This window comes from Psychrobacter sp. (assembly GCF_041554015.1).
GTDB lineage: Bacteria > Pseudomonadota > Gammaproteobacteria > Pseudomonadales > Moraxellaceae > Psychrobacter.
Window position 1 is genome coordinate 42,973 of record NZ_JBFFMS010000006.1, and the last position, 26,567, is coordinate 69,539.

General features: G+C 43.1%; 22 protein-coding genes. 21 read left to right on the forward strand and 1 reads right to left on the reverse strand.

Annotated features, from left to right (window positions below; genetic code table 11):
• The first annotated feature begins 31 nt into the window (after positions 1–31).
• The 16 genes from cgtA to ABYU67_RS03300 all read left to right on the forward strand — a co-directional run bounded on the left by cgtA (position 32) and on the right by ABYU67_RS03300 (position 17,752).
• Entirely contained in the window at positions 32–1,246 is a 1,215-nt protein-coding gene (gene cgtA / locus ABYU67_RS03225) for an Obg family GTPase CgtA (protein ID WP_372843578.1), read from the forward strand.
• 71 nt (positions 1,247–1,317) lie between these two features.
• Complete coding sequence (gene proB, locus ABYU67_RS03230; RefSeq protein ID WP_372843579.1) at positions 1,318–2,490, forward strand: glutamate 5-kinase; 1,173 nt, start codon at positions 1,318–1,320, stop codon at positions 2,488–2,490.
• Positions 2,491–2,611: 121 nt separating this feature from the next.
• Positions 2,612–3,748, forward strand: coding sequence for a uroporphyrinogen decarboxylase (hemE, locus tag ABYU67_RS03235; protein ID WP_372843580.1), 1,137 nt, complete (start codon positions 2,612–2,614; stop codon positions 3,746–3,748).
• A gap of 90 nt (positions 3,749–3,838) precedes the next feature.
• Positions 3,839–4,906 carry an N-acetyl-gamma-glutamyl-phosphate reductase gene (gene argC / locus ABYU67_RS03240; protein WP_372843581.1) on the forward strand — a complete coding sequence of 356 codons (1,068 nt, stop codon included), beginning with the start codon at positions 3,839–3,841 and terminating at the stop codon, positions 4,904–4,906.
• Between the two features lie 103 nt (positions 4,907–5,009).
• The gene (locus ABYU67_RS03245) at positions 5,010–5,894 is read left to right on the forward strand and encodes a hypothetical protein (RefSeq protein WP_372843582.1); all 885 of its coding nucleotides are present in this window, start codon (positions 5,010–5,012) and stop codon (positions 5,892–5,894) included.
• A gap of 143 nt (positions 5,895–6,037) precedes the next feature.
• Positions 6,038–6,445, forward strand: coding sequence for an ATP-dependent Clp protease adaptor ClpS (locus ABYU67_RS03250; RefSeq protein ID WP_372843583.1), 408 nt, complete (start codon positions 6,038–6,040; stop codon positions 6,443–6,445).
• 528 nt (positions 6,446–6,973) lie between these two features.
• Positions 6,974–9,493: an ATP-dependent Clp protease ATP-binding subunit ClpA gene (gene clpA, locus ABYU67_RS03255; RefSeq protein WP_372843584.1), complete on the forward strand. Its 2,520-nt coding sequence runs from the start codon at positions 6,974–6,976 to the stop codon at positions 9,491–9,493.
• A 136-nt stretch (positions 9,494–9,629) separates the two neighbouring features.
• A complete protein-coding gene (locus tag ABYU67_RS03260; RefSeq protein WP_372843585.1) occupies positions 9,630–10,367 on the forward strand; it encodes a uracil-DNA glycosylase in 738 nt (245 codons plus the stop codon).
• Entirely contained in the window at positions 10,367–10,960 is a 594-nt protein-coding gene (gene tadA, locus ABYU67_RS03265) for a tRNA adenosine(34) deaminase TadA (RefSeq protein ID WP_372843586.1), read from the forward strand. The genes ABYU67_RS03260 and tadA overlap by 1 nt, the downstream gene beginning before the upstream one ends.
• Positions 10,961–11,138: 178 nt before the next feature.
• Positions 11,139–11,894, forward strand: a complete 756-nt coding sequence (cmk, locus tag ABYU67_RS03270) for a (d)CMP kinase (protein WP_372843587.1) — start codon at positions 11,139–11,141, stop codon at positions 11,892–11,894.
• 308 nt (positions 11,895–12,202) lie between these two features.
• Positions 12,203–13,894: a 30S ribosomal protein S1 gene (gene rpsA, locus ABYU67_RS03275; protein ID WP_011513998.1), complete on the forward strand. Its 1,692-nt coding sequence runs from the start codon at positions 12,203–12,205 to the stop codon at positions 13,892–13,894.
• Positions 13,895–14,209: 315 nt separating this feature from the next.
• Positions 14,210–14,518: an integration host factor subunit beta gene (locus tag ABYU67_RS03280; RefSeq protein ID WP_041753160.1), complete on the forward strand. Its 309-nt coding sequence runs from the start codon at positions 14,210–14,212 to the stop codon at positions 14,516–14,518.
• A gap of 157 nt (positions 14,519–14,675) precedes the next feature.
• Positions 14,676–15,104, forward strand: coding sequence for a lipopolysaccharide assembly protein LapA domain-containing protein (locus tag ABYU67_RS03285; protein ID WP_372843588.1), 429 nt, complete (start codon positions 14,676–14,678; stop codon positions 15,102–15,104).
• 75 nt (positions 15,105–15,179) lie between these two features.
• Positions 15,180–15,878 (forward strand): orotidine-5'-phosphate decarboxylase, encoded by a 699-nt coding sequence (gene pyrF / locus ABYU67_RS03290; protein WP_372843589.1) that lies wholly within the window; start codon positions 15,180–15,182, stop codon positions 15,876–15,878.
• A gap of 146 nt (positions 15,879–16,024) precedes the next feature.
• Complete coding sequence (locus ABYU67_RS03295) at positions 16,025–16,822, forward strand: metallophosphoesterase (RefSeq protein ID WP_372843590.1); 798 nt, start codon at positions 16,025–16,027, stop codon at positions 16,820–16,822.
• Positions 16,823–16,915: 93 nt separating this feature from the next.
• Entirely contained in the window at positions 16,916–17,752 is an 837-nt protein-coding gene (locus ABYU67_RS03300) for a histidine phosphatase family protein (RefSeq protein ID WP_372843591.1), read from the forward strand.
• 128 nt (positions 17,753–17,880) lie between these two features.
• Here the strand turns inward: ABYU67_RS03300 and rpsT are convergent, their stop codons facing one another.
• The gene (gene rpsT / locus ABYU67_RS03305; protein ID WP_011280753.1) at positions 17,881–18,147 is read right to left on the reverse strand and encodes a 30S ribosomal protein S20; all 267 of its coding nucleotides are present in this window, start codon (positions 18,145–18,147) and stop codon (positions 17,881–17,883) included.
• Positions 18,148–18,677: 530 nt separating this feature from the next.
• Between rpsT and ABYU67_RS03310 the strand changes: the two genes are divergently transcribed.
• From ABYU67_RS03310 to ABYU67_RS03330, 5 genes are all read left to right on the forward strand, one after another.
• Positions 18,678–19,379, forward strand: a complete 702-nt coding sequence (locus tag ABYU67_RS03310; RefSeq protein WP_372843592.1) for an NAD-dependent epimerase/dehydratase family protein — start codon at positions 18,678–18,680, stop codon at positions 19,377–19,379.
• Positions 19,380–19,488: 109 nt separating this feature from the next.
• The gene (gene rraA / locus ABYU67_RS03315) at positions 19,489–20,022 is read left to right on the forward strand and encodes a ribonuclease E activity regulator RraA (protein ID WP_372843593.1); all 534 of its coding nucleotides are present in this window, start codon (positions 19,489–19,491) and stop codon (positions 20,020–20,022) included.
• A gap of 219 nt (positions 20,023–20,241) precedes the next feature.
• Positions 20,242–23,979, forward strand: coding sequence for a transcription-repair coupling factor (gene mfd / locus ABYU67_RS03320; RefSeq protein ID WP_372843594.1), 3,738 nt, complete (start codon positions 20,242–20,244; stop codon positions 23,977–23,979).
• A 226-nt stretch (positions 23,980–24,205) separates the two neighbouring features.
• Positions 24,206–24,637, forward strand: a complete 432-nt coding sequence (locus ABYU67_RS03325; protein ID WP_372843595.1) for an HIT domain-containing protein — start codon at positions 24,206–24,208, stop codon at positions 24,635–24,637.
• A gap of 332 nt (positions 24,638–24,969) precedes the next feature.
• Positions 24,970–26,388, forward strand: coding sequence for an adenylate/guanylate cyclase domain-containing protein (locus tag ABYU67_RS03330; protein WP_372843596.1), 1,419 nt, complete (start codon positions 24,970–24,972; stop codon positions 26,386–26,388).
• Positions 26,389–26,567: the final 179 nt, after the last annotated feature.

Below are 26,567 nucleotides of genomic sequence, written 5' to 3' on the forward strand. Positions count from 1 at the left end.
ATAAACTAGAGTGTAAATAAAGGAACGTAAGATGCGATTTATTGATGAAGCCGTCGTAACGGTAAAAGCAGGTGACGGTGGTAACGGAATCGCCAGTTTTCGCCGAGAGAAATATGTCCCACGTGGTGGACCTGATGGTGGTGATGGTGGCAAGGGCGGAGATGTTTATGTCATTGCAGAAGATAACACCAACACCCTAGTGGACTACCGTTATACCCGTCGTTATGACGCCATGCGCGCTGAAAATGGTCATAGTAGAAACTGTTCAGGTAAAGGCTCTGATGATCTATTCTTGCCAGTGCCTATCGGTACGACTGTGGTCGATACTGAAACTGATGAAGTGTTGGGCGATTTGATTGAAATTGGTCAGACCTTACTGATTGCCAAAGGCGGTGACGGCGGTTTGGGTAATACCCATTTCAAAAGCTCAACCAACCAAGCACCGCGTAAAGCGACCTCTGGTTTTGAAGGTGAATTAAAAGTTCTTAAGTTTGAGTTAAAAGTAGTGGCTGATGTGGGTTTGATTGGTCTGCCTAATGCTGGTAAATCGACCTTTATCCGTCAGGTTTCTGCTGCAAGACCAAAGGTTGCTGATTATCCATTTACCACATTGGTGCCAAATTTGGGCGTGGTCGATATCGGTCGTCATCGCTCATTTGTCATGGCGGATATCCCAGGTCTGATCGAAGGCGCATCAGAAGGCGCTGGACTTGGCATTCGTTTTTTAAAGCATGTCGCTCGTACGCGTCGTCTGTTACACTTGGTAGATGTCAAGCCTATCGATGGTAGTGACCCAGTCAAAAATGCCCGCGTTATCTTAAATGAGCTTGAGCGCTTTTCTCCTGAATTGGCCAATTTGCCACAGATTTTGGTATTAAACAAAATCGATCAGGTACCAGAAGACGAGTTAAATGCGCTTTGTACTCATATCGTGGCAGAGCTTGGCTGGACAGGCATTGTTTTTCGTACCGCCACACTCACTGGTGAAGGCGTTGATGCCATCAAGTACCACTTGATGAATGAGATTGAGCGCGAGCGTGAACGTGAAATCGAAGATCCTATGTTTGCTGAAGCGCAAAAAGAGCGTTTTGAGCGCTTAGAGGCAGAAGTACGTCTAAATACAGAAGCACAGCGTGAAGCGTATCGTGCTGCTCGTAAAGCGGCGCGCGAAGGTATCGATTTAAATGATGATGGTAGCTTTGATGACGATGATGATGATGGCGTCGAAGTCATTTATGTCCCTTAATGGGATTTCGTTTTTATGTACCCATCCCCGTAATTAATTTACCTTAATTTGGCCTAGAAACAGGAGTTTATATGGCAGTTGGCATAGAGAACACGATAGAAGAAGCAAGGTTTGTTAAGCAAGCTCGTAACTTTGATATTCAGCGCGTTATTGTCAAGATTGGCTCATCGTTATTAACCAATAATGGTCGAGGGCTTGATCGAACTGCTATATACGAATGGGCAAAGCAGATTGCCAAGCTGCATAAAAAAGGCGTTGAGGTATTGTTAGTATCTTCAGGTGCAGTTGCTGAAGGGGTGGTACGTATGGATCTTGACGAGCGTCCAAAAAAATTGGCGGCGCTACAAGCTTGCGCCTCTATTGGTCAGATGGGTTTGATTGAGACATGGTGGTCAGCCCTTATTCAACATGGTATTCAAAGCTCGCAGTTGCTATTAACTCATGATGATTTGTCCAACCGTAGCCGCTACCTTAATACTACAGGCGCACTAACGCAGCTGTTAGAATGGCGTGTATTACCAGTGATTAATGAAAACGATACCATTACCATCGATGAGATTAAGTTCGGTGACAATGATACGCTAGGTGCAATGGCAGCGGCGATGGTCAATGCCGATTTATACATTATCTTAACCGATCAAGAAGGTGTCTTTACTGACAATCCTCGTGATAATCCTGATGCCAAAATGATTCGTCAAGAGCGTGCAATGGCAGATTATTTGTTCGATATTGCTGGTGATGGTGGCAAGCTTGGTCGCGGTGGTATGCTCACCAAGATTCGTGCAGGGCGCTTGGCTGCTATGGGTGGTTGCCCAACTGTCATCGTAAGCGGCGCTATCGATGATGTCATTACTCGCGTGGTTTCAGGCGAAGCGGTTGGTACGTTATTGACCACCAATGATGAAGATAAAATCATTGCACGTAAACAGTGGCTTGCTGCGCATTTGCGCATGTCAGGTACTTTAATCGTTGATGCAGGCGCGGCCAAAGCAGTGGTTGAGCATCAAAAAAGCTTATTACCAGTTGGTGTCTCTGAAGTGCGCGGTGATTTTGATGAAGGCGATGTGGTTGAAATTGTCCATCAAGATACCGGTGAGCGCATCGCGGTTGGACAAGTTAACTTCTCCTCACGCGATGCTTGCCGCGTTGCGCGTGAGCGTACTGAGCAGTTTGATCGTATTTTTGGTAACAAAGAAGAGCGAGTGGTGATGGTACACCGTGATAATTTGGCTTTAACCATGTAACACTTTTAGTATTTATTGCTCAATAAGTGTTTTTATAGTAAGCGTTTTACTATTCTTTTCTTTAACGTCATTTATTCAGCGCTATGTTCATTAGATATATTGCTGTTTTGGAGATTTGTACATGAGTGCTGTAGATAATAATCATTCGATTGAGCAAAACTTTGCGCCACTAAAAAACGACAGATTGCTACGAGCGCTGCGTTTTGAGCCGATAGACACCACGCCAGTATGGATGATGCGTCAAGCGGGTCGTTATTTACCAGAGTACAAAGCGACCCGTGCTGAAGCAGGTGATTTTATGAGCCTGTGTAAAGATACAGCACGTGCGACAGAGGTTACCTTGCAGCCATTACGTCGCTATGATTTGGATGCTGCTATTTTATTCAGTGATATCCTCACTATTCCTGATGCAATGGGCTTGGGTCTGTATTTTGAAACAGGCGAAGGTCCAAAATTTAAACATCCTATCCGTACGCAGGCTGATTTGGATAGACTGCCTGTACTTGATGTCAATGATTCTCTAGATTATGTCATGCGTGCAGTCACCAGTATTCGTACGGCGCTAAATGGACAAGTGCCGTTATTTGGTTTTTCTGGTAGCCCATGGACGCTAGCGACTTATATGGTTGAAGGCGGTAGCTCAAAGGATTATCGTTATACCAAAGGCTTTTTGTATAGTAATCCTGAGTTTTTACATCAGTTGTTAGATAAACTGGCAACGTCTGTGATTGATTATTTGGATGCGCAAGTGGTTGCTGGTGCGCAGATATTACAGATCTTTGATAGTTGGGGCGGCGCGCTAGGTCATCGTCAATTTGTCGATTTCTCACATGCTTATAATAAGCGTATTGTCGCTGAATTAAAGCGACGCCATCCGGAAGTGCCTGTGGTATTGTTTACCAAAGGCGGCGGCTTGTGGCTTGATATTCAAGCGGATAGTGAAGCGGATGCCTTGGGTTTAGACTGGACCATGCCGATTGATCGTGCTCGTCAAGTATTAACTGACAGCCAGCGTCAGTTAACGAAGCACTATAAAAAACTACAAAGTAGCAAAGCCATTCAGGGTAATTTAGACCCAGCCACTTTGTATGGCTCGCCTGCAACCATCCGTGCTGAAGTCAATGCGATGCTCGATAGCGCTTATGCAAATGGCGAAAAGACCGGCTATGTGGCAAACCTAGGTCACGGTATTACCCAGTGGGTCAATCCTGACAATGCCAAGGTCTTTATCGATGCGGTTCATGATTATAAGATTTAAACAGTAAGATTTGAGGGGGGATTGGCGATATGGCTGATCCTGCCTCTCGTATTCATTAAGCAATAGCAAAGTAGCAAAAAAGGACATGTTATGATTTCAGCAGCGATTGTCGGTGGCACAGGTTATACAGGTATTGAGTTGATACGTCTATTGTCTGCCCATCCTAAAGTGTCTATTGATTTGCTAACCTCGCGTAGCGAAGCAGGCACGCGCGCTGATGAAATATATCCAAGCTTACGTGGTATCTCAGACATTGTCTTTAGTGACTTAGGTGATGAAACGCTATCCACCTTGCAAAAGTGCGATGTGGTGTTTTTTGCAACCCCTCATGGCGTTGCAATGAAGCAAGCAGAAGCGTTGACCAAGGCGGGGGTAAAGGTCATTGATTTGGCGGCAGATTTTCGTTTGCAGTCATTGAGTGAGTTTGAGCACTGGTATCAGCAGTCACATGCCTGTCCTGAGCTGCTAAAAACCGCCGCTTATGGTTTGCCTGAAGTCAATCGCGACAAAATTGCCAATGCCTTGGTCGTTGGTAACCCTGGTTGTTATCCAACCACCGCTATTTTGGGCTTAAAACCCATTATAGATTTGCAGAATCAACAGGCGACAGCATTGATTGAACCTCGTATTGTTATCGATGCCAAGTCTGGCGTTTCTGGTGCTGGTCGCCAAGCTAGTCTTGCATTGAATTATGCTGAAAGCACAGACAATTTTAAAGCCTATAGTGTTGAAGGTCATCGTCATCTGCCAGAGATTGAGCAAGGCGTTGCCCAGTTATTAGACAGTCAATTTAATCATCGTATTCGTTTTTTGCCGCATCTGGTGCCGATGATACGCGGTATGCTGAGCTCTATTCATATGGAGCTAACTGATGCTGGTACTTTGATAGATTGGCAACAGGTGTTTGAGCAAAGCTATACATCAGAGCAATTTATCGATGTAATGCCAAAAGGGCTGTATCCTGATACCCGTAGTGTCCGTGCTAGCAATCGATTGCGTATTGCTATCCATCAAAATAATGAGCGTGCTGAATTAACTGTTATTGTCGTACAAGACAATTTAGTCAAAGGGGCAGCTGGGCAAGCGGTGCAAAACATGAATGTCATGTTTGGCTTTGATGAGTCTCTTGGTTTAAATTTTGCGCCCATTGTTCCCTAACAGATGTTTATTTGCGATTAAATGATCCCCATTTATGATACTAGGTATTGATTATAAATTCCGCTATAATAACTTGCCTTTCCTGTTAAGAGATCCTGCCTAAATGCGTTTTAAGAGTGTACTACGCTTTTGCTCACCGCCAGCACGCCCATCGTGCCAAACCTCTGTTTCTTATGAATTGGAGCGTAGCTTACAGGGTGCATTGCTGGACTCTGACAGTCAGCATCATGCTGTGAAGCATTATAGCATTACTCACTCGCAGCAGGGCGCCTCTACAATGGTATTAGCGTTATTTGTCATTGCGATATTGGTGACGGCAGTTGTTGCTCTATTATTTGGTCACAAGCTTGGTTACCAACGTGGCTATTATTCAATGCAAAATGAAACCCAGCAAGCTGTCATCAACAGTAAAGAGTCGCTCCAAGAGCTAAAAGATTTGCGTGTCAGTCATAAAATAGCGATCAATGAAGTTGCTACTTCTAAACAAGAGCTGGAAATCAGTCTGGCAAGTTTAAAAGAGTTACGTGAGAACCAACAAGCTATTATGGTTGAAAACAAACAAGTGGCGCAGCTAAATGAGCTTTATGCTGAGATTGTAAGTGATAAGGGCGGCATGCCTTTGCAGATATTGGGTGCAAAGATTGAACCCTTGCCTGAAAATGCCTTTGAATATGGTTTTGATGTTGGGATGCTGGCAAGCGATGGTAAAGCCAAGCGTTTAAATCCAACGTTGACATTACTTGATGACGATGATTTTGTGGAAGTGCCATTAGACCCTGTCAGCTACACCATTGAAGGTATAACACGTATACGTGGTCGCTTTACAATGCCAGCAGGTTTTAAACCGCTGCAAGTGAAGCTGAATTTAAAAGCCGCTGGTCAAGAAGTCGAGCAGCTATATGATTGGAAGCTTGGTGCTAAAGTTGATAATATGCCATTATCACTATTAGATTTGCCAGAAGTCGATGAAAGCCCTATTGAGCCTTAAGTTTTATTTAGTCTTAAGTCTTACTAAGCATCAGTTGTCGTAGCTGATTGCCAACAACCGATTATTACCCTTTGTCTTTGATAATTTTATATTTTGTAAAGACAAGCATTCATTAAACCTATTGATTCATCTGTATTCTAATTATGATAAAACAAGCGATAGCAATAGCGACGCCAATCACATCTGATTGGCATTTTCCACATCTGCCCGTGCGTCTTGCGCAAGTGGACGCGCCTGATGGTGAAACAGCGCCGCAGGCTGATGTATTGGTGGCAGAGCCGGAATTGGCCAAGCCGCCGATGTATGCGGTGGTGATGTACAATGATAATTATACGCCGATGGAGTTCGTCGTCTATATTTTACAGTCTGAATTCCGTCATAGTATGGATTCGGCCGTTGAGATTATGTTGACGATTCATAATAGCAGTAAAGGTATTGCGGGTATTTATCCAAAAGATATTGCTGAGACCAAAGCCAAAAAAGTTAACAGTCTGGCGCACCGTGAAGGTTATCCGTTATTGACCCAAATTGAACCGCATCAAGGCGAATAAAGCTTTACCCGCATGTTTGATGATATTTGGTTGTCTTAATCCTACTATCTCCTAGCTGTACATCTTTGATTTTTCTAAAAAACATAGTGTTTCAACATTTTTAGAGCAAGTTTATTTAATCACAAACTTGCTCTGCTCCTCTTTTTAAATTGGTTTACTTCTCCTTATATCGTTGTTTGTCTCATTATTGCCTGTCTTTATTCTCTTTTTGCATTATCCAAATTCTTAAATTGTCTGTAGTTTTATCAGCTATACGCTATTATTTTTGAGTGTATATTGTCATTGATAAATGCTCTAGGGACACTTCGATACATTTTAGTATGCGTTAATAGATTGACTATATCTGAGTATCATGTTGAGATAAAGAAAAGTGAAGCTCATAGCCAAGTTATGCAAGTCAGTATTTAACCAGGTCTTTTAATAATACTTATATTGCCCTTGAACAATCCACCTACCGCCCTGATTTACTTACTAACTCATTCATAAAGCTATCAATTATAAAGATAGGTATAACCGTAGGAAGCCGTTATGTTAAGTCGTCATCTTGAAGTTTCTTTGCGTTTAGCAATGACACTTGCGCGCCAAAAATCGCATGAGTATCTCACTGTTGAACATCTGTTACTGGCACTTTTAGAAAATACGCACGCTGCCAATACCTTGACGGCCTGTAATGCAAATGTCACAGCACTACGTACTGAGCTTGAGGCGTATATTAATAAGCATACGCCAACGGTCGATCCGGATACGGAACAATCACCGCAGCCGACTCAAAGCTTTGATCGTATTCTGCAACGGGCTATTTTTCATGTGCAGTCTATTGGTGGCGGTCGCTTGGTTGAAGGCTCAGATATTTTGGTATCGATGTTCTCAGAACATGATACATATGCAGTGTATTTGCTCAAAAAACAGGGTATCAGTCGTCTTGAGTTGACTCAGTACCTATCACATGGTCAAGATAAAGATGAATCCTCTGAGCCGCGTGCTTCTATGACAGGTGAGCGCCGTAGTAGTGCCTCAGAGAAAACCAGTAAAGATCCGTTGGTTGAATTTGCAACCAATCTAAATCAGCGTGCAGCTGAAGGTAAAACGGATCCATTGATTGGGCGTGGTCCTGAAATTGAACGCGCCGCGCAGGTATTATGTCGCCGCCGTAAAAACAATCCATTGCTGGTCGGTGAGCCAGGTGTTGGTAAAACGTCTATTGCTGAAGGTTTGGCATGGCTGATTATCAATGATAAAGCACCGAAACCGTTGAATGGCTGCGTGATTTATAGCCTTGATATCGGCTCGTTAATTGCTGGCACCAAGTATCGCGGTGACTTTGAAAAACGTATGAAATCGCTGCTTGATGCGCTGAAGAAAAAGCCCAATGCGATCTTATTTATCGATGAGATTCATATGATTATCGGTGCCGGTTCGTCAATGAGCAGCAATATGGATGTATCGAACCTCATTAAGCCAGCCCTTGCCAATGGTGAGCTGCGCTGTATTGGTTCGACGACCTTTACTGAGTACCGTCAGGTATTTGAAAAAGACCATGCTTTATCACGCCGTTTCCAAAAAATCGATGTTAAAGAGCCCAGTGTTGATGACACCATTGATATTTTACGCGGTCTTAAACCACGTTATGAAGAATTTCATAACGTTGAATATACCGATGAAGCATTAGTGACTGCGGTACAATTATCAGCGAAACATATTCATGAGCGTTTTTTGCCAGATAAAGCCATTGATGTTATCGATGAGGCGGGCGCTTATAAGCGTTTAGGGGTCGTGGCTGATGCCGATGATATTGCAGCAGAAGAAAGCTTTATTGCGGATATAGAGCAAGATTTTGACGCGCAGATTGAGGCTGATAGTGATGCTTATGATGATAACGAGATGCAGGATGAGGCAGATATTGCAAAAGCCAATGATCGTGCAAAATCGTCTGCTGATAAGCATGTAAAAGGCAAGCGCGCGCCGATAAAAATTGATGTTGCAGATATCGAGGCAATTATAGCCAAGCTTGCCCGTATTCCGCCCAAATCAGTATCGAGCGATGATAAGAGCATTCTTCAGCATCTAGATCGTGATCTAAAGCATCTGGTGTTTGGGCAAGATGAAGCGATTGCAACTTTAGCCGATGCAATTAAGTTGTCTCGTGCTGGTCTGAAAGCACCAGATAAGCCAATCGGCTCCTTTATGTTTGCTGGTCCGACAGGGGTTGGTAAGACGGAAGTGTCTCGTCAATTGGCAAATTTGCTTGGCGTTGAGCTAGTGCGCTTTGATATGTCAGAGTATATGGAAGCGCATACTGCTTCACGTTTGATAGGTGCCCCTCCTGGTTATGTTGGTTACGACCAAGGCGGTCTATTGACTGAGAAAATCAATCAGCATCCGCATTGTGTATTACTGTTTGATGAGATTGAAAAAGCCCATCCGGATGTCTTTAACTTGTTATTACAAGTGATGGATCACGGTACATTGACAGATAATAATGGTCGCGTGGCAATCTTTAAGCAGGTCATTGTTATCATGACAACCAACGTCGGTGCTGAAAGTATCAGTCGATCTTCTATGGGCTTCACGCAGCAAGATCATAGCCGCGATAATACTGAGGCGCTGAAACGTGTGTTTACGCCTGAGTTCCGTAACCGTCTTGATGCGATTATCCAGTTCAATCCCCTTGATACCTCAGTTGTTGTATCTGTAGTCGATAAGTTCTTGGTTGAGCTACAAGTACAGCTTGATGATAAACAAGTGACCTTAGAGATTGACGATGAGGTACGTGAGTACTTGGCAGACAAAGGCTATGATCGCTTGATGGGCGCACGCCCTATGCAACGCCTGATTCAAGATGAAATCAAAAAGCCTTTGGCAAATATGATTTTATTTGGTGATTTGGTCAATGGCGGGGTTGTACATTTAACCTTAGAGTCTGAAGCAAATGGTGATACGGTGAAGCTTGATAAGTCGTCAGATAAAGGATCATCGGACAGTCGTATTGTGCTGACGGTGGTTGAGACTCATGAGCCGCGTCCCGACTCTGAATCATTAGCCAGTTAGTTTGTTTTTTGAGCCATGATAAAACGGTTACTGTAGTAGCCGTTTTTTTATTGCTAATATATATGACCTTGCAACCCCGATATTTTGTTAATATCAACCTTAACGCATCCTGATAACAAATAAAAAAGGATTCATCATGGAATTATTTGACGTACAAGCCACAAAAACAGTCGCGCAAAAGCAAGCGATTCTGGACAATGTGCGCTTGCCAGAAGATTGGAAGCAGGCGTTGGCTGAAGAATTGACGTCCGACAATATGGATAGCCTGCGCGCTTTTTTGAAAGAAGCGTATCAGTCAAAGGATAGTATTTATCCTCCAGCACAGCTGATGTTTAATGCCTTTAATTTGACGCCTTTATCGCAAGTGAAGGTAGTTATCTTGGGGCAAGACCCTTATCATCGCCCTGGGCAAGCAATGGGACTGTCCTTTTCTGTCCCTAAAGCTATCCCTAAGCCACCGTCCCTTAACAACCTATTAAAAGAGATGGCAGACGATATCGGTATCGCGCCCTCAAAACATGGCGACCTAACGTATTGGGCGCAGCAAGGGGTATTGCTGCTAAATAGTTCATTGACCGTAAGAGAGGGGGAGCCAAATAGCCATCAAAACCAAGGCTGGGAGCAGTTCACTGATGCAGTCATTGATGTCATTAACGAGCAAACTGAGCATACGGTGTTTATTTTGTGGGGCAGTAAAGCTCAGAAGAAGGGTAAGTATATCAATACTGACAAACATCTGATTTTGACCGCTGTGCATCCATCACCGCTTGCTGCTAATCGTGGTGGTTTTTTTGGTTCTAAACCGTTCTCCAAAACCAATGATTATCTGGTGCAATATGGATTGACGCCTATCGACTGGCAACTACCACAGTAATGAGGCATTTTATAAACACTTATACATTACCTTACCATCCAGTAGATAGCCTAGGTAACCATGCTAATCTACTGCTAGGTGAGCAGATTAAAACGGCTATATTTTGGTCAGTTGAAGATATTAAGTGGATGACAGAGGCGTTAAAACTTGCCAAGCAAGGTGCTGAGCGAGAAGAGGTGCCAGTTGGGGCTGTATTGGTACATAATCAGCAAATAATTGGCCAAGGCTTTAATGAGCCGATCGGACGCTGGGATGCGACAGCGCATGCTGAGATAGTTGCGTTAAGAGATGCCTGTGCACGCATACAGAATTATCGTTTGCCATCAAAGACGACATTATATGTGACCCTAGAGCCCTGTACTATGTGTGTGGGCGCGATGATTCATGCGCGCGTAGATAGATTGGTATATGCAGCGCATGAGCCAAGAGCTGGCATGGTTGGTAGCCAAATGAACTTGGCTGGACAGCCTTTTTATAACCATCATATGCAAGTTGATACGGGCCTGTGCCGTGAGCACAGCAGCCAGATGCTAAAAGATTTTTTTCGTCAGCGCAGAAAAGCGGCAAAAGCTAAGTGTAACAGCAGTGATTAACAAGATATGATTCTTGCTGCTAGTGATAGGTCGCTTTGTTTGCTATAATGTCGCTCTATTTAGTTGTTGATGAAATTTTTTTATTTGTATGTCTTTGATAAATAAGTAAAAGAGACCTTATTTGCGCTTCTATTGTTATTTATTTCGTTATAAAAATGTCGACTATTAAGTGAGTGTTATGACTGCTGCTAACCCTAATACGAACAATAATAGTGAAATGACTTCATTACGCTATCCTGTGGTCTGTATCGATGGACCAAGTGGGGCAGGTAAAGGTACAGTTACGTGGCGCTTAGCACAGGCACTAGGGTATCAACTGCTTGATTCGGGTGCGTTGTATCGTATTGTTGGACTGAAAGCATTCGAAGCTGGATTGATTGCTGCTGATGCCAGTCAACCAATTGATGAAGATGCGGTATTGACCTTGACCGAAAGTCTAGAAATATCGTTTATACCGAACAATGAGTCAGGGCGTGTTGATATTGTCGTTAATGGTGAGGCAGTCGGTGAACAGGTTCGTAACGAGACGATCGGCGGCTATGCCTCACAGATAGCCGTGTTTCCTAAGGTACGTCAAGCATTGCTCAAGCTACAACAAGATATGGCAACGCGTTCAGGATTGGTTGCTGATGGTCGTGATATGGGTACAGTTGTGTTCCCAGACGCTGACGTCAAGGTATTCTTGACTGCTAGTGCTGACGCGCGTGCCGAGCGCCGTGTCACACAGCTATCAAATGCTGGACAAACAGCCGATTTTGAAGCAATTCTAGCGACGATTAAAGAACGCGATGAGCGTGATGAAAACCGGTCGACGGCACCATCGAAGCCTGCAGCAGATGCACTGTTATTAGACAGCTCTGATTTAGACGCTGATGCGGTTTATGAGCAGGTAAAACAGTATTGTCAGGACAAGGGTATCTGCTTTAATAGTTAATAAAAACAAGTTGGTAAGTATGAAAAGGTTTCCTATAGGCTTGATTTTAGTATAAAATTACAGTAGTAGATGCTGATATTCTTTAGCGAGCGATAAAAATATCGTTTAAAGGATATCAATTAATAAAAACAACGCATTTTAATAGAAGACAGTTGTTGCTAATGAGTTCGCAGACCCATTCGCTTATTAGCAACAAACGTTTTTATATATGACTGCATAGGATATAAAACCAGTATTCTCGTTTTATACAGTCATAAATTTGATCCGTACTGTGCTGGACAGGATACGGCTATACAAAGGTAGACATAATGGAATCATTTGCTGAACTATTTGAAGCGAGCATCGAAGAAACAGGTCTGGATATCGAGCGTGGCTCGGTTATCACCGGTACTGTTGTGGCCATCGATAACGACTGGATCACTGTTGATACGGGTCTAAAATCTGAAGGTATCGTCGCTCGTGAAGAGTTTTTAAGCGAAGAAGGCGAACTTGAAGTTGAAGTTGGCGATACTGTTGACGTCGTGGTTGAAGCGGTTGATAACGGTATGGGTCAAACCTTACTGTCACGTGAAAAAGCCAAACGCGTTGAGACTTGGAATTTCCTTGAAAAAATCTCTGACAATGATGAGATCGTTAAAGGTATTATTTCTAGTAAAGTAAAAGGCGGCTTTACCGTAGATATCGGTTCAGTACGCGCGTTTTTACCAGGTTCTTTAGTAGATGTACGTCCTATCCGTGATACGACGCATCTAGAAGGTAAAGAGTTAGAATTTAAAGTTATCAAACTTGATCAAAAACGTAACAACGTGGTAGTTAGTCGCCGTGCCGTTATGGAAGCTGAAAACTCAGCTGAGCGCGAAGAGCTATTGAACAAGCTTGAAGAAGGTATCGAGATCGAAGGTATCGTTAAGAACCTAACTGATTACGGTGCATTCGTTGACCTTGGTGGTATTGATGGTCTATTGCACATCACTGATATGGCATGGCGCCGTATCAAGCACCCATCTGAGGTGGTTGAAGTTGGTCAAGACCTTAAAGTTAAAGTACTTAAGTTTGACCGTGAGCGCAATCGCGTCAGCCTAGGTCTAAAACAGCTAGGTACTGATCCTTGGGATAACGTTGGCGGCACATACCCAGTAGGTAGCGTTGTTAAAGCTCGCGTAACCAACTTGACTGACTATGGTTGTTTTGCTGAAATCTCTGAAGGTATCGAAGGTCTAGTACACGTATCAGAAATGGATCACACCAACAAAAATATCCATCCATCAAAAGTTGTGCAAGTGGGTGATGAAGTGGAAGTAATGATCCTTGATATCGATGAAGAACGTCGTCGTATCAGCTTAGGTATCAAACAGACTCTAGCCAATCCATGGGATGAGTTTGATAAGAAACATGAGCGCGGTGATAAAATCACTGGTACGATCAAATCTATCACTGATTTCGGTATCTTTATCGGTCTAGACGGTGGTATCGATGGTTTGGTTCACTTATCTGATATCTCTTGGAACGAAACTGGCGAAGACGCTATCCGTAACTACAATAAAGGCGACACCGTTGAAGCAATGGTATTGTCTGTAGATTCAGAAGCTAACCGTATCAGCCTAGGCGTGAAGCAATTGACGTCAGATCCATTTAACGAGTACTTAGTTAACAATGACCGTGGTGCTATTGTTAATGGTAAAGTAAAAGAAGTAGATGCTAAAGGCGCTACTATCGAACTTGCTGATGAAGTTGAAGCTTATCTACGTGCCTCTGAGATTCAACGTGACCGCGTTGAAGATGCGACTAAGCATCTAACCGTTGGTGATGACGTTGAAGCGAAAATCATCAGTGTAGATCGCAAAACTCGTAACATCAGCTTGTCAATCAAAGCAAAAGACGAAGCTGAAGAGCGTCAAGCGATTAAAGAGCTAAGTAGCACTACCACAACTAGTACTGCTGCCGGTTCTGATGCACAGCCAAAAACGATTGGTGATTTGATCAAAGAGCAAATGCAGTAAGCTATTTACCGCTAATATTATGATGTTATAAAAAAGCGACTTCGGTCGCTTTTTTTTATGGCTAAAATTTGCTATTAACGCTAATTACGCCAGTTTTTCACTTGCTGGAGGAACTCTTGTTTCCAATTTGCCTCAATATCCGCTATCATTTGCAACTTCGAGTAACGAGATGTAAAATTAGATCCAAGTCATTATAAATGAACAGATATTTGGTCAGCAATCGCATGGTTGTCAGCTAGTGTTTTATAATATCTGTGGTGATCATTTTAGTTATTTCCATCATCTTATCTATCAATGAACAAGGCAAGTATGATAATGCAGCAAACAATTAATAAGTCCGAATTTATTAGCAATCTGAGTGCAAATTGTGACACGATGACAGATACCGTTGTCGATGATGCCGTACGCGAAATATTAAACTTGATGACTCACACGCTCGCCAATGATGGTCGAGTAGAGGTGCGCGGTTTTGGCAGTTTTTGTCTTCATCATCGCCGTGCTCGTATGGGGCGCAATCCTAAAACCGGTGAAAGCGTACCAGTACCTGCAAAAGCCATTCCGCACTTTAAGCCGGGCAAAGCATTGCGTGAAGCGGTAAACGAAAAAGTAGCAGGCGGACAGTAAGCCAGTTGACGTAATATAAGATATCATACCGATATATTACCAATGTATGAGCCGATTTTGCTTATATACCAAAGCTTTTATAACGTAGTAATCTCAATCAGTGTGGCTTAGTTTTTATCCATTAATCTGTTGTATTAAAAACCTAAGGGGACGTCTGATGCGTATTTTATTATTAGTGTTGCTGTTTTTAAGCTTCGCTTATTCACTGGCTTTGGTATTGGCAAACAATACTGAGATTGGCGTGAATTTGCTGTTTTCACAAGCGCCTACGATGAATTTGGGTTTGCTACTGATTCTGTGTCTGATACTTGGTATCGTTATCGGTATGTTATTGGCATTACTGATTTTCCGTGTTTTGCAAAACAAGTGGGAAATATCGCGTCTACAAAAGGCAAATGCCAATTTACAAGCGCAGATCACCCAAGCCAATGTGGTGATTGATCGTCAAGCAAATGCACCAACGGTAGAAGAAGCTGTTTATGGCGCCACAGCGCTCAATGTACAGGGTACGACAACGCCCAATACCCATCACAATACCAATGTGGATGATAGGGCAAGTTTGACCAAGCAAAAACGCGATTACTGATAGCTTGTAAGACGCGTTTTTATGGCTCATTCTAAATATTACAATTTGATAAACCCGATATAAAGAGGCATAACAATGAAGCACGCAATAAGTTCTCCTGTCATCGTTGCGTTAGATAATATGACAAAGGATGCCTCTCTTGCATTAGCTGACCAATTAGATCCGGCGTTATGTCGGTTGAAGGTAGGTAAAGAGCTGTTTACGCGTTGTGGTCCTGATATCATCAAGGCACTGCATCAACGTAATTTTGAAGTGTTCTTAGACTTAAAATTTCATGATATTCCAAATACCACTGCTCAAGCAGTATTGGCTGCCGCTGAGCTTGGTGTATGGATGGTGAATGTCCATGCTAGTGCTGGCTTTGAGGCAATGTCATTGGCAAAACAGCGCTTGCTAGATAATAAGTTTGATACGTTACTGATTGCAGTGACTGTCTTAACGTCTATGGACAATGAAGCGCTTTTGCAAACGGGCATCACCGATGGCTTAGAGGTACAAGTGAGCCGCTTAGCACAATTGACCAAGCAAGCAGGTCTCGATGGTGTGGTATGTTCAGCGCAAGAGGCAAAGGCATTAAAGACATTATGTGGTCAGGACTTTAAGCTGATTACACCTGGTATCCGTCTGTTAGATGACAATGCTGATGATCAAAAGCGTATCTGTACGCCAAGACAAGCATTAGATGATGGCTCGGATTATCTGGTGATTGGGCGCTCAATTACCCAAGCAGCAGATCCTGCGGCAAAATTACAGCGCATCCTTCAAAGTCTCTAAATCTCTAAGTTTTTAAGTCTCTAAGTTTTTAAGTAGAGAATTCAGTCAAAAAGTAAAAAGACAGCCTCATCCGCTGTCTTTTTACTTTTTGTCTCTAGATGAAAAGGTGCTAAACTATTTATGTTTATTTACTGATATTGGCTGCTATGAAATTACAGATTTTGAGTGACTTACATATTGACAGTTATATTCGTCAATCCCATCCGACAGGGCATATCCCTAAAACTGACGCAGATATCGTTCTAGTGGCGGGAGATACAGCAAATAGTGATATGGGTATGCCATGGTTACAACAGCAAGCAGCGCGCTTAGAGGTCCCTTTAATCACTATTGCTGGCAATCATGAGTACTTCAATGAAGACGTCCTCCATTTTGATAAAAAGCTGGCGACTTGGGACAACTATGATCATGAATCAAAGCAGGGCGTCCGATTTTTACAGTGTCAACATATCGATATCGGAGAGGTGCGCATTTTAGGGTGTACTCTTTGGACAGATTATCAATATCAGGCCAATGAAGACACGATGGCAGTAGCTATGCGCTTTATGCGTGACTATAAACAGATCTATGCCGGCAGCGAGTTGTTTTCACCTGAAATGTCGATGCAGATTCATGCTAAGCAGCGTCAATGGCTCAAACACGCATTGATAACAGCAAAAGCATTGGGCAAAAAAACGGTGGTGATGAGTCATCATAGCATCAGTCCATTATCAGTATCTGAAAAGTATGCCCAATTGCCAAGTAATGCAGCGTTTGTTAGTGACTTATCAAGCTGGATGTACGAAGACTGGGCGCCCGCGCTTTGGGTGCATGGCCACACGCACGAGGCATTTGATTACCATATTCATAACACACGCGTTATCGTCAATCCGCGTGCTTATCCAAATGAGGTTAGTAGCACAGCCTTATCGTTTGCATGGGATAGGGTGATTGATATAGGCTAATCAAACGTAAAAAATAGGAGTCTTTCGTTTTTGAGGTCACCGTGTCGTAGTATTTTGGTTCATTCCTATCAAAAAATCTGCTAGTCTTAAGCCATGAGTAAACTTTCTAATAACGCCCCATCAAGCTTATCTGCTGAAACGCTTGCGAGTCATACGCCAAGTGCGCCAGCGCCCTCGCATCTTCCTGATAGCATGATGTCGTCGGTTAGCCTGTTGCCTGAAAATAAGCGGCTGATTTTATTTACCAGACACTCTTTGCGTGAGCGCTCTGATGGTAATGGCTTTGCCAGTTATCAGCTGCCATTGACACCCAAAGGTCGCATATTAGCAAAATCTTGGGGGCGCTGGCTGGCAGGACATTTGCCATATTCACTCGATGTCGATAGTATCTCAAGCCCGATTGGCCGCTGTATTGATACCGCGCAGCTGATGCAAGAAGGGGCAGGACTACGGCGTGCTATTGCACACCAATCATTACTGGTTGAGCCTGGTAGCCTCGTCACTGAGCCTGATATTGCAAATCCTATCTTTAAAGAGATTGGTGTTCTCAATTTTATCAATCGATTCTTGCAAGGCAATCTTGAAGGCACTAAAAACGCTTATCAGGGTGGCCTTGATATTTTATCGCTGTTTTATCAGCATCAACCGCAGCAAGGGCATCTGATGCTTGCTGTTAGTCATGATACCTTGCTGTCAGCGTTTTTGGCAGTGATGTTTGATGTGGTCGAGATTGATTGGAACGATTGGCCAAAGATGATGGAGGGGGTATTTTTATGGTTCGATGACAAGCCATTTGAGCAAGCAAGTGCTTATTTTGTCTGGCGCGGTGAAATCTATGTGCGTCCAATTCATACTTTGCTTGAAGACTACCGTGCTGCAGGCTTTCATCCAAATACGCTACTATTGCCACCAGAAGTAAAATGGACATAAACTCTATTTAAGAAATTATTAATTACTTTTGAGTAGGCATAAAAAAACCTTGCCCCAGTATTAGAACCAGTGACAAGGTTTTAGTTATGATGCTATCGAAGCATCATACGGTCTAAACGCAACCAATCTTAAGCTTGTAGGCCTTTGATAGTTTTGTTTAAGCGGCTCTTACGACGAGCAGCTTTATTCTTATGAAGAATACCTTTGTCAGCCATACGATCAAGAACCGGTACCGCTTTTTTGTAAGCTTCGGTAGCCGCGTCATAATCTTTAGCAGCGATAGCCGCGTCAACACGTTTCAAATAAGTACGAACCATAGAGCGTTGTGACGCAGAGTTCTGACGACGTTTGGTGTTTTGACGGGCGCGTTTACGAGCTTGTGCAGTATTAGCCACGCGAATCTCCTTGATAAAGACAGATAAAATTATGAATGTGGATTACAATAAAGGGTTTAACCATCATCGGTAACGAGCAGCCGTCTCGCAAAGCATGATGTCGATGTCTATTATTATTAAAGTATTTTATAGTAATAAATCATCGCAATCGCCAAAACTGTCTGGAATAATTAAACAGCGTTGACGTGTAAAGCCGGTTATCTTAGCAAATTATCGCCCTTAGGACAATAAGTTTGATGATTAATCCATAAAGAAGTTACGTCATTACATGGATGAGCGGCATTTTATACCTTTGATAGGGCTATACACAGGATTTATCATTATATTGTGTCCGTATCTGAGTCTAAACGAGCGTGTGAGATCAGTAAAATCGCTTGCTGATAAAATCTCTTACAATAAATCAGGCATAATAGCTTCGGTGCTTCATTAATTTAGGTATGATACTAAAGTGATCAGCGTCACGGGCGGGCTTTGAAAGGTCACATTTTTGATGATCAGAAACATTCCAACACTTTATAAATGGATAGGATATGCAGCGAAAAGCAATGGTAATAGGTGCAACAGGATTGGTCGGGCAACATCTTGTCAAGCAGCTTAGTGAGATTTATGACACATTAATTGTGATTGCACGGCGTCCTCCTCGTTACATCAATGCGAGCATGCGTTTTTATCAAGTGAATGATTTTGACAATTTGGCTGAAATTTTTGCCAGCATTGGCGCTGATCGAAAAACCGATGCGTTTAGTTGTTTGGGTACCACCAGAAAACAGGCGGGTAGTGATGAAGCTTTTCGCAAGATTGACCATGATTACAACGTTGATTTTGCTAAATTGTGCCAAGCTAAAGGCGTCGAAAACTTCTTTTTATTGTCCTCAATGAATGCAGATATAAACAGTCGCTTTTTATATAATCGAGTAAAAGCTGAAACGGAAGAGTCCATAATGGCATTGGGGTTTGCCCAATTGGTTATTTTTCGTCCGTCGTTACTGCTTGGCAAACATAAAGGTCGCCCGCTTGAGAGTCTGGGACAAAAAGCCTTTCAGCTTATCTCGCCACTGCTGTCTGAGTCACTGTCCTTACATCCCATTTCTGCTAAGCGTGTTGCGAGTGCCATGGCGATGAGCGCCCACGATATTTATCACCGCAGTAAATATCGCAGCGAGCCTATGATACAAACCACTGATATTATCGAAAATAAACAGATGCTTGCGATGACCCGCGTAAAGCAGTAAGCTACAAATCTGATTAAATTTTGCATTAGGTAAGATAAAAGCAAATAGCCTAAGTAAAAAAGCATCATCATCGAAAATAATTTGACCATAACAGACAAGGAGTCTTACCATGCCAGAATCAGCAACCATGACTAAAGTGAACTTTGTGACCTGTGATTTATTGGATGCCAATCCTGAGTCGCAGGTATGTTTGCCTAATATCGAAGGTAAGTCTTTTAGTAGCTTTGGCGGCAAAGACAAGTTCTGCGGTGAGATTGTGACGGTAAAATGCTTTGAAGATAATAGCCGCGTAAAATCACTACTAAATAGCGATGGTAAAGACAAAAACGGTAATGGCAAGGTATTAGTCGTTGATGGTGGTGGCTCGATGCGTTATGCGCTGTTAGGTGACATGATTGCCCAGTCTGCTATTGATAATCATTGGGCAGGGGTCATCGTGTATGGCTGTGTTCGTGATGTTGATGATATGGCACAGATGGACATCGGTGTCATGGCGCTCGGCTGCATCCCGCGTAAATCAAATCGCCGCGATGAAGGTCAAACAGATATCGAAATCAGTTTTGGTGATTTGACTCTGAATACGGGTATGTTTGTTTATGCCGATAATAATGGCATTATTGCTAGTGATAAGCCATTGATTTAAACGCGGCTTAATAAGGCAGATCAAAACCTCATCTTAACCGTTGAGGTTTTTGCATTTAACCGTGCCATTTTTGCGTATAAATATGTGTTTTATCGAGTGTTATAACGGTCTCTTCCTTGATAAAAAAACTAAGTGACAAACCGTTACGGCATAAATTTTGGTAATTGTACAAATATTCGTATAATAGCTTTCTGACTCATAACGTTGACCCTATCCTCTATGCCTATCACTGCTCTGACTGACGCCTTTGACCCTATTAACCAGCAGCTGTTTCCTATCGAAAATGCCCAGCGCCGTTGGCTTGCGCCTGTACACGGTGCCGTTAGTAGCTTATGGCTGGCAAGTTTGTTACAAGCGCCTATATGGCGTGTTGCTGACCGTCTAAAGGTCGTCGTAACCCGTGACCAAAACCAGCTTAATCAGATAGAGACAGAATTGGCATTTTGCGGCGTCGATGCTTATGTGTTCCCTGATTGGGAGACGCTAACCTATGATGAGCTGTCACCGCATCAAGATATCGTCAGTGAGCGTATTAATCTATTGACTGATATGCCAACGACAGGCGTGTTATTGATTTCTGTGCAGGCGTTGATGCATCGTGTAGCGCCGCCGAGCTGGTTGATTGGACAGCACTTTGACTTAAGTGTTGGCGATCGATTTGATATTAATATTCAGCGTAGCCTACTAGCAAAAGCCGGTTACCGAGCGGTTGAAAACGTCTTTGAGCCGGGTGAATTTGCCGTACGTGGTAGTATTATTGATATCTTTGCCATGGGTCAGCCGTTCCCGCTACGTTTAGATTTGTTTGACGATGAAATTGAAACCATTCGCTTTTTTAATCCGCAAACCCAGCGGACGTTGACCGTTGATGATTTAAAATCAATGATGAGTGGCAGTGATAGCAGCATGGGCAAAGAGTCATTATCGCTATTGCATAAATTGCCAGACATCTCAAAACCTATTCAGCAATTTCAAATATTGCCAGCAAAAGAGTTTCCGCTCGATGAAGGACGCGAAACCTTTCGCACCAACTTTGCTGCCATGTTCCCTAATAGCAGCAGCCGAAAATTTGAGCTGCATAAAGACGTCATGGCAGGTATCGCTAGTAGCGGATTAGAATATTATCAGCCATTGTTTTTTGACTTAAAAGATTGGGAGGCGGAGAGTAGCTTATTGGCTTACTTACCAAGCGATGCCTTGTTTATCACCGATGAGCTGATTAACGAAAAACAAGCGGACTATTGGTCGCAGATTCAGCGCCGTTATGAAGAGCGCCGTCATGATATCGATAAGCCTATCGTCGCCCCTGAAATGCTTTATTTAAGATCAAATCTCCTCAATGAGCATCTCAATCATTATCCTCGTGTGATACTCAGTGCGCGTGATGAGCTTTTGGCGATGAATGATGAGTCTGCGATTGACATTGACAATGCCGTGTTACAGGGTCAGTTACAGCCAGCTGAGCAAGTGTCTTCGGATTTCATGCAGCATCAACAGCAAGGCTTAGTGACATTGAGTGCACAAGAGCCGCCGCAGTTGGCTGTGAACCACCAAAAGGCTGAGCCGCTCACTGCACTACTCGAGTTTTTAGCGTTGCAAGCGCAAACAGAGACGCCAGTATTGATCGTGGCAGAAACCGCAGGTCGCCGTGAGATTCTCATTGAGTTGTTTAAAGGTAAAATTGATGTCAAAGCTTATGACAGCTTTGAGGCATTTTTAGCCGCCGATAAAACCACTGGTCTTAATGCTAAAAATCTGCCACAGGTTGGTCTTACGGTTGCACCCATTGAACGCGGAGTATATGTCCCTGAACGCTTGGTGTTGATTAGTGAAACGCAATTATTTGGCCGGCAGGTACTGCAAACGCGACGCCGTCGTCAAAGTGGTGTGTCAGAAGAGTTCTTGGTTAAGAGTGTCACCGAAATAACCGAAGGCAGCCCAGTAGTGCATATCGAGCATGGTATTGGGCGCTATAACGGTTTGATTACGCTAGATGTCGGCGATGGTGAGCAAGAGTTTATTCACTTAAAGTATGCTGATGATGCCAGTATTTATGTGCCGGTTGCCAACTTGCAAATGATCAATCGTTATAGTGGCGGCGACCCAGCACTTGCGCCATTGCACAAAATCGGTAGCGGTAAATGGGATAAGGCTAAGCAAAAAGCGCTTGAGCAAATCCATGATGTCGCAGCTGAGCTGCTTAATATGCAGGCGCGTCGTGAAGCTAAAGTTGGTATTCATTTTAAAATTGACCCTTCACAGTACGAGCTGTTTGCTAGCCAATTTGCTTTTGAAGAAACGCCAGATCAAGCCAATGCTATCCATGCGGTGATGGAGGACATGAGGCAAAACCAGCCAATGGATCGACTCATCTGCGGTGATGTGGGTTTCGGTAAGACAGAGGTCGCTATGCGTGCCGCCTTTATTGCGGTTAGTGCTGGTTATCAAGTGGCGGTATTGGTGCCGACCACCCTGCTAGCCGGTCAGCATGAAGACAATTTTCGTAATCGCTTCGCTGATTGGCCGGTACGTATCGAGACGTTATCACGCTTTGGCGGCAAAAAACATCAAGATACTGTGTTAACTGACCTCGCAGCAGGCAAGGTCGATATCGTTATCGGCACCCATAAGCTATTACAGCCTGATGTGAAGTTTTCTAACTTGGGTCTGATGATTGTCGATGAAGAACATCGCTTTGGCGTGCGCCATAAAGAGCGTATCAAGGCGATTCAGACTGATGTGGATAGTATGTCGATGACAGCAACGCCAATCCCGAGAACGCTTAATATGGCACTCTCAGGTATGCGAGATATGTCTATTATTGCGACGCCTCCAGCGCGTCGATTGGCAATTAAGACCTTTGTCATGCAGAAGACCGACGCTCTAATGAAAGAAGCCATATTGCGTGAGCTATTGCGCGGTGGTCAGGTTTATTTATTGCATAATGATGTCGCCAGCATTGAGCGTATGGCTGAGACCATACGTGAGCTGGTACCTGAGGCGCGAGTAGGGGTTGCTCATGGTCAAATGCAAGAGCGCCAGCTTGAACAGGTGATGCAGCAGTTCTATCATAAAAAATTCAATGTGCTGGTTTGCTCGACCATTATCGAAACCGGTATTGATGTGCCCAATGCCAATACCATTATCATTGAGCGCGCCGATAAGTTTGGCTTGGCGCAGTTGCATCAGCTGCGAGGTCGCGTTGGTCGTAGTCATCATCAAGCCTATTGCTATCTGTTGGTGCCTTCTATTAAAGGGCTTAAAGGCGATGCTAAGCGCCGTCTGCATGCCATTGAACGCGCCAACACCTTAGGCGCAGGCTTTATGCTGGCAAGTGAAGATTTAGAGATTCGCGGTGCCGGTGAAATACTGGGTAAGCAGCAAAGTGGTAATATGCAAGCGATTGGTTTTAGCCTATATATGGATATGCTGGAGCGCGCAACTAAGGCGATTAAAGCGGGTAAAGAGCCTGATTTGAGTACACCACTGTCATTGACCAGTGAGATTAATCTGCATAGTTCGGCGTTGATACCAGAGGATTATTTACACGATGTGCATCAGCGTTTATTATTTTATAAGCGCATCAGTAATGCCGATGATAAAGAGGCATTGACCGATATTCGCACTGAAATGATTGATCGTTTTGGTATATTACCGGATCAAACCAAGCAGTTATTTGCTGTTCATGGACTGCGTATACAGGCTGAGCCGCTCAAGATTAATAAGATTGATGCCAATAGCAGCAGTATGACCTTAGAGTTTGCACCTGATACGCCGGTCGATGCCTTAGCGATTATTAAGTTAATTCAGTCAAATGGGCAGCGTTATCGTATGAATGGAGCCTCTGGTATTCGCTATCAGGATGGCGATAAGCTGGCAACGCCGCAGCAGCGCGTCACCGCGATTCAGGAGCTATTGCGCTATTTTAGCGAACATATAGTCGCAGAGCCTGCGTAGATGTTTTAGCTGGCTAGTGCTCAAGTAGGCCATTAAGACAATCGGTCATGGCGCTATTTTATCGGCTGGATACCTGATAAAATAGCGACATCCTATATTTAGCCTACTATTTTTTATAGCATAGTATTTTAAGCGCATTATATTTTAGTAAGTTAAACGCTGCTTTTCTATATTTCCATTATTTCCATTTCTTTTATCTAAGCGTCATAACAAGAGAACCGTCATTATGTTCCAACTACATCATAAGCTTGCTGCCGATAGTTTTTTAGTGGGTGATTTTCCACTATCAACCTGTCGTCTAATCAATGATTGCCAGTTTCCATGGCTGATTTTGGTGCCGCGTGTATCAGGTATCAAAGAATTATATGAGTTATCTGAGGCTGACCAAGCGCAGTTTTTGCGTGAATCGAGCTGGTTATCAAGTCAGCTTGCTAAAACTTTTCAGGCCGATAAAATGAATGTAGCGGCGCTCGGTAATCAAGTACCGCAGTTACACTTTCATCATATCGTTCGCTACCAAAACGATATGCAGTGGCCAAACCCAGTATGGGGCATTCCTGCTGTGCCTTATAGCAAAGAGGTGTTGGCGCAGATGCAGCAAACATTAATGATGGCATTACGTGGTCATCATCAAATGCCATTTGATTGGCAAATGTAACTGAACACTTAGTCATGCCTTTATCAGCAACTGCTAGCTATCCATTAAAAATCCAGATATATTATCTGGATTTTTTGCCATACGTTCGCAATTAATAAGTATGTTTAGGGACAATATACTGTCATGCTGATTTCATTGCCTTTTATGATAATGTAAATGACAAACGGTATACTTTGAGGACTCAATGACATAGCTGTTCATAAAATAAAAACGTATACTATGCAGGTTAACTGTTTAATTTATCTTATATTATTTATAAGGATAAGGCTCATTCTCTATACTATCTTTATGATTATTTTCAATGATTTTACTGATCTAGGTGAATCGCTATCATGGCATTTTTAGACACCTTTAGCCCAAAAAAATCTATACAGGGTACGGATGTCTGTCGATTTGATTATCCTGAAATCTTTGTTCTCATACTCAGTGTGATACTGCTCGCTATCCATTTTGACTTTAGTCCAACTTCGATGGCGCTTTTGGTCGTCGTCTGCTTACCTAGCCTCATGATTTTAATCTATAACTTTCGACGTCAAAAAAGCTTTTGGACGTCTAATATCGTTATTATTTTATTGTCTTCTGTTATTGGTTCTATTCAGCTTTGTCCTATTATCTCACTAAGTTTAGCGTCGTTGATTGGACTGCGTATTATTATTAGCAGCCCTGAGAATCATCTAAAGCTAATTTCTGTCTCCGTTGTTACGGTCATTATTTTTTACTACGTCAGTGTCATTTTGAGCAGTGCTGAGATAGATTGTCATACCAGTTGGATCACGCCTATTATCCTGCTAGCAACGATACTGGTGATCCTTTGTCACTTTCGTCATATATATAATGAATATGTGCATTATGAAGCACGGGCTGAGCAAGTAGGTGGGCGCTTAAGTACGATGGTATCTGTTATCAATAAGTTGACGCGTTTTGTACCACCGCAAGTATGGGAGCCTATTGTCAAAACGGATGGTCCAGTTACTGTCGCGAATAAACGCGCCAAGCTGACGATTATGTTTTCAGATCTTGTCGGTTTTACTGAGCTGTCTGATACCTTAAGTGCAGATAACTTGGCTGATATTTTAAATACTTATATGCACTGTATGACCCTGATTGCCAATAAACATGGTGCTGTACTAGATAAGTTTATCGGTGATGGCATGGTGTGTTTTTTTGGTGAACCAAATAGCCGTGGTCCGCGTCAAGATGCCCTAGACTGTGTGGCGATGGCAATAGATATGCGCCGTGAGATGCGTACGCTGCGGCAAAAATGGCGTCTGATGGGCTTTGAGGGCTTGTATATACGTGTAGGGATTAGTACAGGATACTGTCATGTTGGTAACTTTGGTAGTAATAATCGTTTGAGCTATACCCTTATCGGCAAAGAAGCCAATCTGGCTGCAAGGCTTGAATCTGTCGCTGGTAAAGGTGAAATATATATCAGTGAGAGCACTCATGACTATATTGCTCATGATTTTGAATGTGAATATGCAGGCGCTTTTCTGCTAAAAGGGTTCGATAATAAAGTAGGTGCTTGGAAAGTATTGGATCCAGATGAGAATAAAGGTAAATTATCAAAATGGGTAGATCATACGCTGCCAGGTTTTAATCTGCATTTAAATTTTAGAGACATGCAAGAACACGATTATCAAGATATTAGAAGTCGTCTGAATCTTGCCCTTGCGCGTATTGAGCAAGAAGAGAAATCTACCGCGAGCAACATTGACACAGCCAGCAAAAAAGAGGGCAATCATAAATAACGGATAGCAGTACTATACGGCACTATATATCACTATGCTCCAATATGTGGTTGTCAGGAATTTTCCTTGCGCATGAATAGAATGTGACTTTTTAACAGTAGCGTTTTCATTAGCAAAGATTGAAATAGCAAAAAGCCAGCGATGAGACAGCGCTGGCTTTTCTACGAGTATTGCTTATA

What these genes read in the sequence shown, in the direction of transcription:
- cgtA (WP_372843578.1), top strand. Translation starts at nt 32, where the DNA reads ATGCGATTTATTGATGAAGCCGTCGTAACGGTAAAAGCAGGTGACGGT.
- proB (WP_372843579.1), top strand. Translation starts at nt 1,318, where the DNA reads ATGGCAGTTGGCATAGAGAACACGATAGAAGAAGCAAGGTTTGTTAAG.
- hemE (WP_372843580.1), top strand. Translation starts at nt 2,612, where the DNA reads ATGAGTGCTGTAGATAATAATCATTCGATTGAGCAAAACTTTGCGCCA.
- argC (WP_372843581.1), top strand. Translation starts at nt 3,839, where the DNA reads ATGATTTCAGCAGCGATTGTCGGTGGCACAGGTTATACAGGTATTGAG.
- ABYU67_RS03245 (WP_372843582.1), top strand. Translation starts at nt 5,010, where the DNA reads ATGCGTTTTAAGAGTGTACTACGCTTTTGCTCACCGCCAGCACGCCCA.
- ABYU67_RS03250 (WP_372843583.1), top strand. Translation starts at nt 6,038, where the DNA reads ATGATAAAACAAGCGATAGCAATAGCGACGCCAATCACATCTGATTGG.
- clpA (WP_372843584.1), top strand. Translation starts at nt 6,974, where the DNA reads ATGTTAAGTCGTCATCTTGAAGTTTCTTTGCGTTTAGCAATGACACTT.
- ABYU67_RS03260 (WP_372843585.1), top strand. Translation starts at nt 9,630, where the DNA reads ATGGAATTATTTGACGTACAAGCCACAAAAACAGTCGCGCAAAAGCAA.
- tadA (WP_372843586.1), top strand. Translation starts at nt 10,367, where the DNA reads ATGAGGCATTTTATAAACACTTATACATTACCTTACCATCCAGTAGAT.
- cmk (WP_372843587.1), top strand. Translation starts at nt 11,139, where the DNA reads ATGACTGCTGCTAACCCTAATACGAACAATAATAGTGAAATGACTTCA.
- rpsA (WP_011513998.1), top strand. Translation starts at nt 12,203, where the DNA reads ATGGAATCATTTGCTGAACTATTTGAAGCGAGCATCGAAGAAACAGGT.
- ABYU67_RS03280 (WP_041753160.1), top strand. Translation starts at nt 14,210, where the DNA reads ATGCAGCAAACAATTAATAAGTCCGAATTTATTAGCAATCTGAGTGCA.
- ABYU67_RS03285 (WP_372843588.1), top strand. Translation starts at nt 14,676, where the DNA reads ATGCGTATTTTATTATTAGTGTTGCTGTTTTTAAGCTTCGCTTATTCA.
- pyrF (WP_372843589.1), top strand. Translation starts at nt 15,180, where the DNA reads ATGAAGCACGCAATAAGTTCTCCTGTCATCGTTGCGTTAGATAATATG.
- ABYU67_RS03295 (WP_372843590.1), top strand. Translation starts at nt 16,025, where the DNA reads ATGAAATTACAGATTTTGAGTGACTTACATATTGACAGTTATATTCGT.
- ABYU67_RS03300 (WP_372843591.1), top strand. Translation starts at nt 16,916, where the DNA reads ATGAGTAAACTTTCTAATAACGCCCCATCAAGCTTATCTGCTGAAACG.
- ABYU67_RS03310 (WP_372843592.1), top strand. Translation starts at nt 18,678, where the DNA reads ATGCAGCGAAAAGCAATGGTAATAGGTGCAACAGGATTGGTCGGGCAA.
- rraA (WP_372843593.1), top strand. Translation starts at nt 19,489, where the DNA reads ATGCCAGAATCAGCAACCATGACTAAAGTGAACTTTGTGACCTGTGAT.
- mfd (WP_372843594.1), top strand. Translation starts at nt 20,242, where the DNA reads ATGCCTATCACTGCTCTGACTGACGCCTTTGACCCTATTAACCAGCAG.
- ABYU67_RS03325 (WP_372843595.1), top strand. Translation starts at nt 24,206, where the DNA reads ATGTTCCAACTACATCATAAGCTTGCTGCCGATAGTTTTTTAGTGGGT.
- ABYU67_RS03330 (WP_372843596.1), top strand. Translation starts at nt 24,970, where the DNA reads ATGGCATTTTTAGACACCTTTAGCCCAAAAAAATCTATACAGGGTACG.